General features: G+C 38.1%; 13 protein-coding genes. 11 read left to right on the forward strand and 2 right to left on the reverse strand.

Features of this window, described 5'->3' with window-relative positions:
• The first annotated feature begins 11 nt into the window (after positions 1-11).
• Genes A9Q68_RS08950 through A9Q68_RS08960 form a run of 3 tightly spaced genes read left to right on the forward strand, consistent with a single transcriptional unit; the run spans position 12 to position 3356 of the window.
• Positions 12-1508, forward strand: coding sequence for a CehA/McbA family metallohydrolase (locus tag A9Q68_RS08950; protein ID WP_071794363.1), 1497 nt, complete (start codon positions 12-14; stop codon positions 1506-1508).
• Complete coding sequence (locus tag A9Q68_RS08955) at positions 1505-2239, forward strand: HAD family hydrolase (RefSeq protein WP_240494224.1); 735 nt, start codon at positions 1505-1507, stop codon at positions 2237-2239. Before A9Q68_RS08950 ends, A9Q68_RS08955 begins: the two co-directional genes overlap by 4 nt.
• Before the next feature lie 13 nt (positions 2240-2252).
• A complete protein-coding gene (locus tag A9Q68_RS08960; RefSeq protein ID WP_071794364.1) occupies positions 2253-3356 on the forward strand; it encodes an ABC transporter ATP-binding protein in 1104 nt (367 codons plus the stop codon).
• A gap of 64 nt (positions 3357-3420) precedes the next feature.
• Here the strand turns inward: A9Q68_RS08960 and A9Q68_RS08965 are convergent, their stop codons facing one another.
• Positions 3421-4596 (reverse strand): DUF4352 domain-containing protein, encoded by a 1176-nt coding sequence (locus A9Q68_RS08965; RefSeq protein ID WP_071794365.1) that lies wholly within the window; start codon positions 4594-4596, stop codon positions 3421-3423.
• Positions 4597-5123: 527 nt separating this feature from the next.
• On the opposite strand from A9Q68_RS08965, the gene A9Q68_RS08970 reads away from it, so the two are divergent.
• From A9Q68_RS08970 to A9Q68_RS10980, 6 genes are all read left to right on the forward strand, one after another.
• The gene (locus A9Q68_RS08970) at positions 5124-5840 is read left to right on the forward strand and encodes an ABC transporter ATP-binding protein (protein ID WP_071794366.1); all 717 of its coding nucleotides are present in this window, start codon (positions 5124-5126) and stop codon (positions 5838-5840) included.
• A 1-nt stretch (position 5841) separates the two neighbouring features.
• Positions 5842-6948 carry an ABC transporter permease gene (locus A9Q68_RS08975; protein WP_071794367.1) on the forward strand — a complete coding sequence of 369 codons (1107 nt, stop codon included), beginning with the start codon at positions 5842-5844 and terminating at the stop codon, positions 6946-6948.
• 12 nt (positions 6949-6960) lie between these two features.
• Positions 6961-7596: a TetR/AcrR family transcriptional regulator gene (locus A9Q68_RS08980; RefSeq protein ID WP_071794368.1), complete on the forward strand. Its 636-nt coding sequence runs from the start codon at positions 6961-6963 to the stop codon at positions 7594-7596.
• Positions 7597-7971: 375 nt separating this feature from the next.
• Positions 7972-9693: an alkaline phosphatase gene (locus tag A9Q68_RS08985; RefSeq protein ID WP_240494225.1), complete on the forward strand. Its 1722-nt coding sequence runs from the start codon at positions 7972-7974 to the stop codon at positions 9691-9693.
• 118 nt (positions 9694-9811) lie between these two features.
• Entirely contained in the window at positions 9812-10696 is an 885-nt protein-coding gene (locus A9Q68_RS10975; protein ID WP_083426052.1) for a histidine kinase dimerization/phospho-acceptor domain-containing protein, read from the forward strand.
• Positions 10697-10750: 54 nt separating this feature from the next.
• Entirely contained in the window at positions 10751-11128 is a 378-nt protein-coding gene (locus tag A9Q68_RS10980; RefSeq protein ID WP_276204054.1) for a sensor histidine kinase, read from the forward strand.
• Positions 11129-11177: 49 nt separating this feature from the next.
• Here A9Q68_RS10980 and A9Q68_RS09005 read toward each other — a convergent pair whose 3' ends face one another.
• Positions 11178-11687: a phosphatidylglycerophosphatase A family protein gene (locus A9Q68_RS09005; protein WP_071794371.1), complete on the reverse strand. Its 510-nt coding sequence runs from the start codon at positions 11685-11687 to the stop codon at positions 11178-11180.
• Positions 11688-12005: 318 nt separating this feature from the next.
• Between A9Q68_RS09005 and A9Q68_RS09010 the strand changes: the two genes are divergently transcribed.
• Positions 12006-12347: a helix-turn-helix domain-containing protein gene (locus tag A9Q68_RS09010; protein WP_071794372.1), complete on the forward strand. Its 342-nt coding sequence runs from the start codon at positions 12006-12008 to the stop codon at positions 12345-12347.
• 159 nt (positions 12348-12506) lie between these two features.
• Positions 12507-12776, forward strand: a complete 270-nt coding sequence (locus A9Q68_RS09015) for a zinc ribbon domain-containing protein (protein ID WP_071794373.1) — start codon at positions 12507-12509, stop codon at positions 12774-12776.
• Positions 12777-12781 lie beyond the last annotated feature (5 nt).

The raw sequence follows: 12781 nt of genomic DNA on the forward strand, positions 1-12781 counted from the left end.
GGAGTTGCCTCATGAATGAAACTTATCATTTCCAATTAAATGAAGACGATCAGCGTTTGTGTACTGTCCATTTCCAAATGCCAGAGGATTGTACAGGTATTAGTTTATCCTATACCTTAGAAGCACCTTATACGATGTTAGTCCTTTTAATGATTAGGGATGATAAGGGCAACCTACGTTTTCAAAAGCAATTGAGCTACAGTAAGCCTCTTATTTCACTAAGTGAGAAGGCAGAGACGACGACAATTGGTGGCATTCCTGGGCCAATGACTTCTGGGACTTGGACAATCGAAGCTATCTACAATCAAGAGTATGGCAAACACTTTGATGAAGACTTAATTAGTTTTGACGCTGAGCTGCGCTTTACAGAAGGTAGCATTGAAGAATCCATTTCTGGGCCAATTTGGGTCAACGAAGCCTTTGAATATCGCTATTTAGATACCGTTAAAATTTACCAGAAAGGCAGAAAATGGTACAAGGGTGATTTTCATACCCATACGCAACTTTCTGACGGTAAAGAATTGTTGCCAACTGTTACTGAGAAGGTCTTAGAAGAAGGCTTAGACTTCTATGTAGCGACAGAGCACAATCTCTTACATACTGGTTGGAAGAAGACGCCGCTTATGGTTTTACCAGGCATGGAAATGACCACAAACTTTGGTCATGCCAATGTCTTTGGTTTAACCAAGAGACCTGAAAGTCTAGATGCTATCATCTTTGAAAGTGGAAAAGAAAATGTCCTTAATGCTATTGATGCTTTTATACAAGAATGTCAGGAAAATGATTGGCTCTTCTCAATCAACCATCCCTTCCTCTACAAATGGAAATGGGAATTTAAAGATCTGGCCTTAGATAGACTTTCTTGTATAGAAATTATTAATGATCCAACCTATGAACTTGAGCCAAAAGCTGAAGGGAAGTTAGCTAATCAACAAGCGGTTGCCTTGGCTGACCTCCTTTGGTCTCAAGGCTATCGTATTTGTGCTATTGGTGGCAGTGACTCACATATGCTTAAGGGAGAATGTTATCCAACGGCTACGACTCCATCAGTCCCTGGAGATCCTGCGACATGGATTTTGATGGATCACTTATCAGCTTCTCACTTAAAAGATGGACTTAAAGCATGTAACTCTTATGTGACCCGTTTTTGCCAAGTCGATGCTCAGTTTACAAGTGATTACAGTGATGAATTGGCTTTTGGGGATATTATGCCACAACAAGCTAAGCAGTTAGAGTATTCACTTACTCTGACAAGTTCTGAAGAACTTGAAATCTTTTACATTTTAGATGGTGACAAAATTATCTTAGATGCGGAAGTTACTGCAGAAGGTAATTATCAAGTATCTGGAAAAATCAGTCTGGATAAAGCAGACTATCATTGGATTCGTTTTGGGGCTAATACCAAGGAGGGTGACTTCAGATTTTATGGAAACCCTATCACTCGTGGTCATCAGGTTCCAAACATTAAAACATTTGGACAAGCCTATCAGGAATTGGGGGTGGAATGATGATTAAAGGGATTCTCTTTGATAAAGATGGTACCCTAATTGATTTTTTTAAACTTTGGCAACCAGCAATAGAACCAGTCCTTCAGCGGATTATGGATGATTACGACTTGCTTCCCTACGCTTATTACCAACCAAGATTGGAAAAGGCAATTGGCTATGAAAATGGCAAGATTGATCCTGAGGGGGCTATTGCTTGGAAACCCTATCAACTGATTGCTGAGGATTTGGGAGAAATCATTAAGGAAAAGCATGAAAGCATTGATTATCAATTGCTCATTCATCGCTTACAGGATTATTTCACAGAAGCAGTTGCTTCATTTCAAGGAAATATACCAACCTTTACCGATATGGTATCACTCTTTACAACCTTGAAGGAACAAGACATAGCTATTGGTATTGTGACAACTGATACTTTCTTATCGACCTGGCAATGTATGGAAGAACTAGGACTTGACCATTTCATTTCCTTTATTGGAACTTCCGATAATAGTCGACCAATCAAGCCGGATGGTGCCTTGGTTGAACAGGCAGCTTCCCTCTGGGGCTGTCAGCCGTCAGAAATAGTTGTGGTCGGAGATACTCCAAATGACATGCGTTTTGCTAAAAATGGTAAAGCGGTCGCCATTGGTGTAACCAGTGGAACAGCTGATGCTGAAAGCTTATCTCTATACACATCCTATGTGATTCCATCTGTGGCGGAATTATTGCCACTCATTGAACAAATAAACTGAAAAGAGGCCTCCAGTGGCGAAAATTGAATTAAAACATATTAACAAAATATATGAGGACACAAAAGCTGTCGATGATTTTAATCTGGTCATTGATGATAAGGAATTTATTATCTTTGTCGGGCCTTCTGGTTGTGGGAAATCAACAACACTTAGAATGATCGCTGGGCTAGAAGACATTTCTTCTGGCGACCTCTTAATTGATGATCAAAAGATTAACCACCTTAGTCCCAGTGACCGTGATATTGCCATGGTTTTTCAAAACTATGCCCTCTACCCTCATATGACCGTTCGCAATAACATTGCCTATAGTTTGAAAATTAGGGGCTTGAGCAAGGCTGATATCAATGAGAAGGTAGAAGAAGTTTCAAAAATTTTAAAATTAGAATCTTACCTTGATCGCAAACCTGGTCAATTATCAGGGGGGCAAAAACAGCGTGTTGCTATGGGGCGGGCCATGGTTCGTCATCCTAAAGTATTCTTAATGGATGAGCCTTTATCCAATTTAGATGCTAAATTGCGGGGTGAAATGCGTTTAGAAATTGCCAGTCTTTATCAAAAATTGGATGCGACATTTATCTATGTAACCCATGACCAAACCGAAGCTATGACCTTAGGAACTCGGATTGTCGTTATGCGTGACGGTCGTATCCAACAAATAGATAGTCCAAAAAATCTTTTTGATCATCCGGTAAATCTCTTTGTTGCAGGCTTTATTGGGACACCCCCAATGAATTTCCTTGATGCAAAGCTGGATCGAGAAGCCAACTTTACTTATCTTTTAACAGATTTCCATGAGCAAGAAATTAGCTCAGAAAAAGCTCAGCTCTTTGAAGAAAGAGGAGCCTTTGGAAAAAATCTTATTGTCGGTATTAGAGCCAATGATGTTATTCTTAGTCGAGAAGCGCATTCAGGGTATCTAGTTGGTAAGGTTAGGGTTTATGAAATGCTTGGTGAGGATGCCATCGTTCATGTCCGTTTAGAAGGAAGTAAAAAGGATTTAGTTGTTAAAATATCCGCGAAAGATATTTACCAAGTTGATGAGACGGTTTACTTGGGATTCCCTGAAGATGCTCTTTATCTATTTGATAAGGCATCTGAAGTGGCACTTGTCAATTAAGACAAAAAGAAAAAGCCTATGACTAGGCTTTTTCTTGTGTTTGGTTTTTGGTATTTGATGTTTTTTAGAGTCCGCCAATGAATGCTTGGATTAATTGTTTGTAGTCGTAATTTCCAGTTGCATCTGAAGTATCAACTGTCCATTCTCCAGTATCAGCATCTTTCGTTAGATTGATTTCGTAGCCTTCACCGTTCATGTATTCAGGGGTTGCAATTTTTGCACTGTCGTAGCGTGTATGAACATTTTCAAAGATATATTTTTCAGCATCTTTATAAAGGGCATCATAATCTGAGAAGTCATCACCTTTGTGTTTATCTATGTATTCATTTTTTAGGCTATCGGTGTCAAGGTCTTTAAAGTTGATGATTGATGGTTTGATAGCAATTTTTGCAGAAGTTGGTAAGTAGTCAATGATAGTTGTTTCAATTTGAGCACGTTTTGAGTTAGCAGTAATATATTGTTGGGCAAATTTTTCTGCTTCACTATCACTTGGTTGGTAATGTGACCAGCCACTTTTAGCTGATTCAATAAAGGCTTTCATGTATGCCGCCTTATCTTCTTCGGTATTGTTTGCTAATTTCCACTCATTGTCTTTTTTGCTAGATTTTTTCTTAGAAAGGAATTCTACTTGAGCACCACCAGTTGTGCTTGCTGCTTCAGCATCAGAACCATCAACAGTTGCACTACCATCTAAGAAAGTTTGAGTAATAAATGTCTTAGCAAGTTCTTTGATTTTTTCTGAGTTATCTGGATATTTTGCTGCATTGACAGGAATCTTAACTTCCTCAGTATCGTCGTCACCGTTAGTTGCTGTTTCTACTAAAAGATTGTATTTCTTTTCTTTTTTATCAACTTCATAAACGATATAGCCAGTTTTTGATCTGCCTTTTGATACTTTACCATAATCAAGTGTTTTAAAATGATCTAAACTGTCGTAAACATTTTCTGGCTCTATGTCTTCCTCGTCATCTTTTGATGCTAAAGTGAAGTTGGTTTGTCCATAAGTAATACTCTTGTCGCCTTTATTTGTTAATTTAACATGAAGGGCTAAGAATCCCTTAGATGAACTTGAAGCTGTTAAGTCTTTAGAAGTAACGTATTCACCATCAAGAACTTTTACTTCTAAACCATTTTTAGACGTAGAAGTGTCTTTACCATTTGTACTTGAACCTCCGCAAGCACCAAGTACTAAAACTGAAGTTAAAGTTAACAAGCCTAAACCAATTTTGTTTTTTTTCATAAATCTTTTTCCTAAACCTTTCTTAAAGTGTCTTTTAGTTTCTCTCATGAAAACTAAAGATAGGTCAACTCTGCAAAATTATAATTGCTTGATATTATGAATATTATTAAAGTCTATTATTCCATTTAGAAAAGTGAAAAATATAAATTTTTTAATACCATTCTTATTTATCTAAGCAAAAAAAGATTGCTTCTGCTTACTTGAAAAGAAAGCCAGATTTTCAAAAATATCATCAAATAATACCAAAACCCCCTCTAGATTATTGTATCAACAACATGTAAGGGGTGTCAATTAAATGGTTAAGTTTTACAAATCTTTTACATTAAATCCGAATATTTGACAAATGTTACTAAAAAATTGAATTAAAAATTTCGTACATTATGAAAAATAATGAAAGTTGATTGGAATCGCTATAAACAGGAAAATTTTAATCTTCTGAAAAATAATCATTGACAAGTGAGTGTTCACTCACTATAATAGGTATATCAAAAAAGTGAGTGTTTACTCACCAAACGAAAGAGGGTTTTATGGAAACTGTACTCAGTCTGACAAATGTTAGTAAAGACTATGATAAAGAGCGGATTCTTGACCAGATTAATTTCACCCTCAACAAGGGACAAATTGTTGGATTGATTGGACCTTCAGGTGCTGGTAAGTCGACCATGATTAAGGTTGCACTTGGTATGGAAAAGGCTGACCAAGGCAAAGTTCTGGTTTTTAAGCAAAAGATGCCTAACCGTCAGGTTTTAGGCCAGTTGGGTTATATGGCTCAATCGGATGCCCTTTACCTCAGTCTCTCTGGTTATGAAAATTTATGCTTTTTCGGCCAAATGTTGGGCATTCAAAAAGCTACGCTAGCAAAATCAATTGCCCATGTTGCGGAGATTGTCGACCTGACTGATCATTTAGGTAAATTGGTCAGTGGTTATTCTGGTGGGATGAAGAGACGACTTTCCCTGGCCATTGCTCTTTTAGGAGCACCCGACTTGTTAATCTTAGATGAGCCAACTGTTGGAATTGATCCTTCATTGCGTAAACAAATTTGGCGTGAATTGAAGCTCTTGAAAGAGAAAGGTGTTGCCATTTTGGTGACCACCCACGTTATGGATGAAGCGGAAAAAACGGACTTTGTAGGGCTATTGCGAGGCGGACGGATAATTGCTTTTGATAGTCCGGCCGAGCTCAAAAGGAGCTATCAGGTGGATAGTATTGAGGAAGTCTTTTTGAAGGCTGAGGGTGAATGAGATGAGAGTAGTAGCGATTGTAAAAAAGGTTATCTTGGAACTTCTTCGGGATAAGAGAACCCTAATGCTTATGTTTGTAGCTCCCATTTTTATCATGTTTTTGATGAACATCATGTTTTCGGCCGAATCTCAGGTTGATGTAAGACTCGGGGCAGTGGGCGTGGATAATCAGCTGGTTAGTACCTTAGATAAGGCAAAGCATATCGATGTGAGGGACTTTTCTTCAGAAGCAAAAGGCAAGGCGGCTTTAAAATATGGCCAGTTAGATACCTTAATTCTTTATTCTAAAGCTGATGGATTTGAGGTGACTTATGCCAACCAGGATGTCTCTAAAACTCAGGTTAGCCGTCGGGTTCTTAAATCATCCATCATGGTTAACAAGAGTCAAGACATGAAAAAGCTCTTGCAAAAATTACTTGCTGCCGACCCTAAACTGGTTATGGCGGTCAAATCTGGCAAGGACAAAACAACAATCAATGAAAGATTCCTCTATGGTGACAAGGATACAGGTTTCTTTGCTAAGATAATGCCTGTTTTGATTGGGTTTTTGACCTTCTTCTTTGTTTTCCTCATTTCAGGGATGGCCCTTTTAAAAGAACGAACTTCTGGCACCTTGGATCGACTTTTAGCAACACCTGTTAGAAGGTCACAAATTGTTTTAGGTTATATGATAGCTTATGGGCTACTTGCCATTATTCAGACCTCCATCATTGTGACCTCCGCAATCTACCTCTTGCATTTACAAGTTCTAGGTAGTATTTTCCATATTATTTTGGTTAGTGAAGTCTTAGCCTTAGTTGCCTTAGCTTTTGGTATTTTGATGTCGACCTTAGCTAAGTCAGAATTCCAAATGATGCAGTTTATCCCACTTGTTGTCCTTCCCCAACTCTTCTTTTCTGGCCTAATCCCTTTGGATTCCATGGCTAGCTGGGTGAGAACCTTAGGGAAATTCCTACCCCTTTCTTATTCAGGTCACGCTATTTCAGCTGTTGTTCTTGAAGGGAAGGGACTAGATGCCATTGCCAAAGATATTGGGATTTTACTGATTTTCTTAGCCGCTTTAACATTAGCTAACGTTATCGGCCTTAAACGCTACCGCAAAGTTTAAAAGGAGGTTTTTATGACGGAAACTAGTTTTCACCATTATTTTACTTTGCTGGATGATGCTAAAATGCCTGCTGGCAAGCGTAAGTTGATTCTTGCTAGTCTAGATCTTTTTTCTCGACAGGGATACCATGGCACAAGCACAGCCCAGATTGCCAATCAAGCAGGCGTCAGCCAGGCGACCCTTTTTAAATACTTTAAGACTAAGGAAAAATTACTGCTAGAGATGCTTGAACCAGTCATACCAGCCCTCTTTACAGATTTTTTCACAGTGATCAAAGACATTTTGGAATTTGAAGAATTAATCCCTGTCCTCGTCCAAGACCGAATCGCCTTCATCGAGCGAAATCAGAGCATCCTGACCATATTGTTCCAAGAGGTCCAAGTTAATTCGGAATTAAAAAAGACCATTTTGACCAGCATCCGCAAGCAAGAGATTGACCAGGTATTGATGCAGTGGCATCAAAAATTGCTCAAAGCCAATCATCAAATGGATGCTGACCTCCCATTTCCAATTTTTATCCGTAGATTAACAGGCCCCATCATGACCTATGTTGTGCAGGTCTTATTCTTAGGTAGTCCATCAGGAAACCGCGAGGATGAAATGGCACAAATCATCAAGCAAATCAGAGTTGGTCTGCTGAAAAACTAATCTTTACCAAACTTTTACATAAAGGACATTAAAGATTTACATTCAGGGTATATAATGAAGATGTAGAGGACCTTTCCTAATCCAAAAAGACTCCTCTGACTCCATAAGACAAAAAACGAATCTCTGTTTTCCTCCTAAAAAACAAAGATGAGACCAGCCCACTGATGCCTAATTCAAAATCAGTGGGCTTTTTATATGCTATTGAATAAATGTTATTCTTTCCATTTCCAGAGGTAAACTTAACTGGTTCTTTACTGGTTCATTAAATATTTTGAATTTTCACAGAACTTTTACAAAAATCCTAATGGTATTTTACAATTGAAGCCTAAAATAGAAATGTAGGTTATTTATTTAGGATTATCAAAGGAGATTATGATGAAAAAAGGAAAAACCTTCAAGAAATTAAGTATGCTATTGCTTGCCTCGACAATGGTTCTTGGTGCTTGTAGCAATCAAGCTAGTGGTAGCAGTCTGAAGTTAGACTTAAAGGCAGTTAATAGTAGCAGTGCTGCCAAGAAAACAGCTAATGGGAAATCTGTTCAAATGTACGATAGCAAACGTGCTAAAACAGAAGATTACTCAAAAGTTAATGACAAGCAAGCCAAATACGTCTTTTTATTTATTGGTGACGGGATGGGGGTAACGCCAGTCACTGCAGCTGAAGATTTTCTTGGCTATACTAAAACCAATAAAGATGAGGTTTACCCTACCAGAATGAATTTTACAGAGATGCCTGTTATCGGTTTGAAATCTCAGTATGATTGCCATTCTTTCATTCCAGACTCTGCCTCTACAGCAACAGCTTTTGCTTCAGGGATTAAAACGCAGACCAATACAGTTGGACTTTCTGGAGACTTTAAAAAATCCAGTGATACGATTGCAGAAAAAGCTAAACGGGCAGGTAAATCTGTAGGTATCTTAACAACAGTAACACTTAATCATGCAACACCGGCAGCCTTTTACGCTAATGAAGAGTCTCGCTCGTCATATTATGACATCGGTTTACAAATGGCTGATTCTAACTTTGATTTCTTTGCAGGTGGGTCTTTAAAAGACCGCACTGGGGAAAATGAGGATCAAAAAGACCTTTATGAAGTCATGAAAGAAAAAGGTTACAATATTGTTGACACAAAAGCTGATGCTGAAAAAGTAAACGCTAAATCTAAGAAGACCTATATTGTTTCTGAAGAACTCCAAGATGATGGGGCTATGCCTTATCAAATCGATAAGAAAAAAGATAGTCAAGGCCTTGATGACATGGTGAAAAAAGGGATTGAAGTCATGGAGGATGATCCTGAAGGTTTCTTCATGATGGCAGAATCTGGGAAGATTGACTGGGCTGAACATGCCAATGACGGTGCAACAACGGTTAATGAAGTCATTGGTTTCCAAAAATCAATCCAAACAGCTATCGATTTCTATAATGAGCATCCAGATGAAACTTTAATTGTTGTCACAGCAGACCATTCAACAGGTGGTTTTACCATTGGAAATGAGTCAACGGGTTATGAAACTTACTTTGATCAATTGACCAAGCAAAAAGGGTCACAAGTTGAATTTGATAAGATTGTTACCTCAGAATTAGAGAAAAATCCAGATATGACTTTCGAAGAATTTGCACCAAAAATTGAAGAATTCTTTGGTTTAAAACTCGATAAGAATGCCCCTTCAGAAAAAGTAAGTATTGAGAAAGAAGAGGACTATCTTAAAAAACAAGAAGAAAACAGATCGCTTTGTTCACAAGAAGAATACAAAGCTTTAGAAGATGCCTTTGAAGAATCTAAAAAAGCTCCAGAACAACAAAATACTAATTATGGCGAGTACATTCCTGTATCCATCACAGCAACTCGCATCTTAGATAAAAAAGCAGGACTTGCTTGGTCAACAACAGACCATTCTGGTGAAAAAGTTCCTGTCTATGCCATGGGTTCAGGTGCAATCATGTTTGATGGTGAATATGATGATACCGATGTCGCTATTCGTGTTGCGGAAGCCATGGGCTTTAATGGCAAGGATTCAAAAGCTAAGAAAAAAGTCGAAAAGAAAGCTCAAAAACCTAGTGGAGTTGGGCTAGAAGCACCAAAAGATAAAGAATAATTTTTAAAAGAGATTCCTTCATCAGGAGGAGTTTCTTTTTGTATGATATTTTTCTTTGGACATATTCAGGTCACATTTCTGTTTTATACTGGCTGTAAGAAATGCAGGAGGTATGTAGATGAAAGTTGCTTGGAAAGAGCTGACCTATCAGGCCAAGAAATATATATTGATTGAATTTTTAATTGTGTTGATGATTTTTATGGTGGTCTTTTTGACGGGTTTGACCAATGGTTTAGGGCGAGCTGTTAGTGCTCAGATTGAGAATTATGGCCAGGTTCACTACCTTTTATCCCAGGACGCAGAAGATATTATCAGTTTTTCTCATTTTTCCGATCAAAGCTTGCAGGAGATCCAAGACTTGCCTGAAAATCAATTGGCAGGCTTGACGATTCAAAGAGCTGGACTCAAAAAAACAGCAAAATCAGAGACCATTGATGTGACTTACTTTGTGGTCGAGGATAGTGCTTTGGTGAATCCTAAAGTGGTATCAGGCCACTCCCTGTTAACAGACTCAGGTCAGATAGTCCTAGATCAGTCCTTCAAGAGCCACGGTATCAAGCTTGGTGATAAAATCCTTGATAGCAACAGTAAGAAATCACTTACGGTGGTTGGCTTCGCCAAAGATGCCATGTACGGGCATAGCGCTATTGGGTTGATGCGCCCATCAACTTATCCAAAGGACACGACTACTTACCATGACGAGATCGATCAGTTGTCGCAAAACGTCAATCAAATGGCCCAAGATTTGAAGAATTTGGCCCAACTACGACAGGATTTTATTTCCAATATTTCCCATGAGTTGAAAACGCCAGTGGCTTCTCTGGTTGGCCTGACAGACCTCCTGTCTGATTCTGACTTAGACGGTAAGGAACAGGCAGAGCTACTAGAATTGATGCAGTCAGAAACCTTGAGACTGAGTCGCCTTTGTGATGATATCTTAAATCTATCATGGCTTGATCGCCAGACCCGTTTAAGGCTTGAAAAAGTTAGAATTGATGAATAAATCAGACATGTCCTCATCTTACTTAGTGAGAAATGGCGGGACAAAGAGATCAGTATTGACTTTGAAAGCCCTGCTACCTATTTAGAGACAGATGCTGACTTATGCATGCAAATATGGATTAATGTCATCGATAATGCCCTAAAATATTCTGGAGAAAAGGTTAAACTAGCCATTCACTTGGTTCAGCAATCAAAAGGAGCCGAAATAACCATTTCGGACAATGGCATAGGTATTGAAGAGAGCCAACAAAGTTACCTCTTCCAGCAATTCTACCAAGCTGACCAGTCTCATAACCGCGAGGGTAATGGGCTTGGGCTAGCCATTGTTAAACGGATTGTGACTTTATTAGAGGGTAAGATTTCACTGCAAAGTCAGGTTGGCAAGGGAACGACTGTTAAGCTATTCTTGCCAAATCAAAGCAAAAACCAATAAAAAAGAAAAGGAAGATTTGAATAAGATCTTCCTTTTGATATGATTGCTTTTATTTTTTATTTGCAATAGCGCTCTTGTCAGGGTCGTTATGTGCCAGGCGTGAGGCTGCTGCGGCAGCGATGGCACAGACGATGTCATCTAAGAAGGTGTGACAGGATTTGCCATCTTTGGCATTTAATCTGGCGATAATGCCGGGTTTTGTTTTGTCTAGGTAACCATAGTTGGTAAAGCCAATTGAGCCATAAAGATTGACGATCGAAAGAGCTAGAATTTCATCAATACCGTAGAGTCCTTCGTCAGTTTTTAGAATTTCTAAGAGAGGTTGGGACAATTTATTTTCTTCTGCCAGTTTGTCAAATTCGATACCGGTGATAATGGCATTTTGAACTTCTCTTTTTTTAAGAACCGCACGGATATTTTCCAGACATTCTTCTTTTGTTAAGTCGGGTATGTATTTATTCTGAAGGGACATAACTAAGTCTGCAATATCCTCATGTTGGACACCGCGTTCTAATAAGAGCTGAGTAGCGACTTCTTTTAATTGTACATCACTTTTCATAAATGACCTCCTTTATAGTGTCATTATATCATAGTAAGGGAAAGATTTTCATTTGTAAAAAAGGTTATTGAAAGGATAACAACATCCCGATTTCATTAAATTTTGGGCAAAATTAGGTTAAATGTCAAAAAAATTTTTAATATACGTTATAATAGGAAAATATAGATAATTTATTAAAAAAGTTCCATTTTTAGACACTTTATCCAATTAAATGATAACTTGACCTTTAAAAGTTGATTGGATGAAAAAATGAGATTTTAAAAACTTAAAAAATATTATATATCTGTGTAGAATTGATTTTATGAGGTGAAAATTTGTATGGAAAATAAGGTATTGCAGGAGTACATCTCAAAAAGAATACGACTGTTAAGGTTAAACAAGGGGTTAACTCAAGAACAACTGGAAGAAAAAGCTGATCTTGGTACCAATTATGTCTATAAGTTGGAAAACCAGTCGACAAATGTCAAAGTCAAAACGTTAGAAAAGGTTATGAAAGCCTTGGAAGTTGATTTTGAAGAATTTTTTGACATTAGTTTAGTCGAACAAAATGAAGACTTATCCGATTTGATGGACCAAATTAAAGAACTTTCTTCTGGACAACAAGATAGAGTCATTAAAGCTCTATCAACTTTAGTTGGAGAGATAAAAAGCGACAAATAAGTCGCTGATAAAAATACCATGAGCAATCATGGTTTTTTTGTCTTGAAAGGACTAGAAGAAGGAAAATCTTGGTGAATGCATCAGGTTGGAATTTAATTTTTTGAAAATGTCATTTTTAAAGCGCAGCTATGGTAAAATAGGGTAAACAAGGAGAATACTATGGAAAAATTTTGCCAATCTTGCGCTATGCCATTAATGCCAAAAGGTCAAGATCTAAGAGGTAACAATGCCGATGGCAGCAAATCAGATACTTATTGCTATATGTGCTATGTTAACGGCCGCTTTACAGAGCCAGATATTACTTTTGAGCAGATGGTTGCTAAGGGGCAGGCGGGTATTAAAGCTAGTCCCGGGAATGCTCTTGCTAAGTGGATGATGAAGAAAAGTTACCCGATGATGCTCAAGAAAACCTCAAGATGGAGTCGCTAAAAGCT

Source organism: Streptococcus bovimastitidis (genome assembly GCF_001885095.1).
Lineage (GTDB): Bacteria > Bacillota > Bacilli > Lactobacillales > Streptococcaceae > Streptococcus > Streptococcus bovimastitidis.

Bases quoted from the DNA above. Each gene is read 5' to 3' on its own strand.
- A9Q68_RS09015 (WP_071794373.1), top strand. From the start codon at position 12,507: ATGGAAAAATTTTGCCAATCTTGCGCTATGCCATTAATGCCAAAAGGT.
- A9Q68_RS10975 (WP_083426052.1), top strand. From the start codon at position 9,812: ATGAAAGTTGCTTGGAAAGAGCTGACCTATCAGGCCAAGAAATATATA.
- A9Q68_RS09005 (WP_071794371.1), bottom strand. From the start codon at position 11,687: ATGAAAAGTGATGTACAATTAAAAGAAGTCGCTACTCAGCTCTTATTA.
- A9Q68_RS08965 (WP_071794365.1), bottom strand. From the start codon at position 4,596: ATGAAAAAAAACAAAATTGGTTTAGGCTTGTTAACTTTAACTTCAGTT.
- A9Q68_RS08955 (WP_240494224.1), top strand. From the start codon at position 1,505: ATGATGATTAAAGGGATTCTCTTTGATAAAGATGGTACCCTAATTGAT.
- A9Q68_RS09010 (WP_071794372.1), top strand. From the start codon at position 12,006: ATGGAAAATAAGGTATTGCAGGAGTACATCTCAAAAAGAATACGACTG.
- A9Q68_RS08970 (WP_071794366.1), top strand. From the start codon at position 5,124: ATGGAAACTGTACTCAGTCTGACAAATGTTAGTAAAGACTATGATAAA.
- A9Q68_RS08950 (WP_071794363.1), top strand. From the start codon at position 12: ATGAATGAAACTTATCATTTCCAATTAAATGAAGACGATCAGCGTTTG.
- A9Q68_RS08985 (WP_240494225.1), top strand. From the start codon at position 7,972: ATGAAAAAAGGAAAAACCTTCAAGAAATTAAGTATGCTATTGCTTGCC.
- A9Q68_RS08980 (WP_071794368.1), top strand. From the start codon at position 6,961: ATGACGGAAACTAGTTTTCACCATTATTTTACTTTGCTGGATGATGCT.
- A9Q68_RS08975 (WP_071794367.1), top strand. From the start codon at position 5,842: ATGAGAGTAGTAGCGATTGTAAAAAAGGTTATCTTGGAACTTCTTCGG.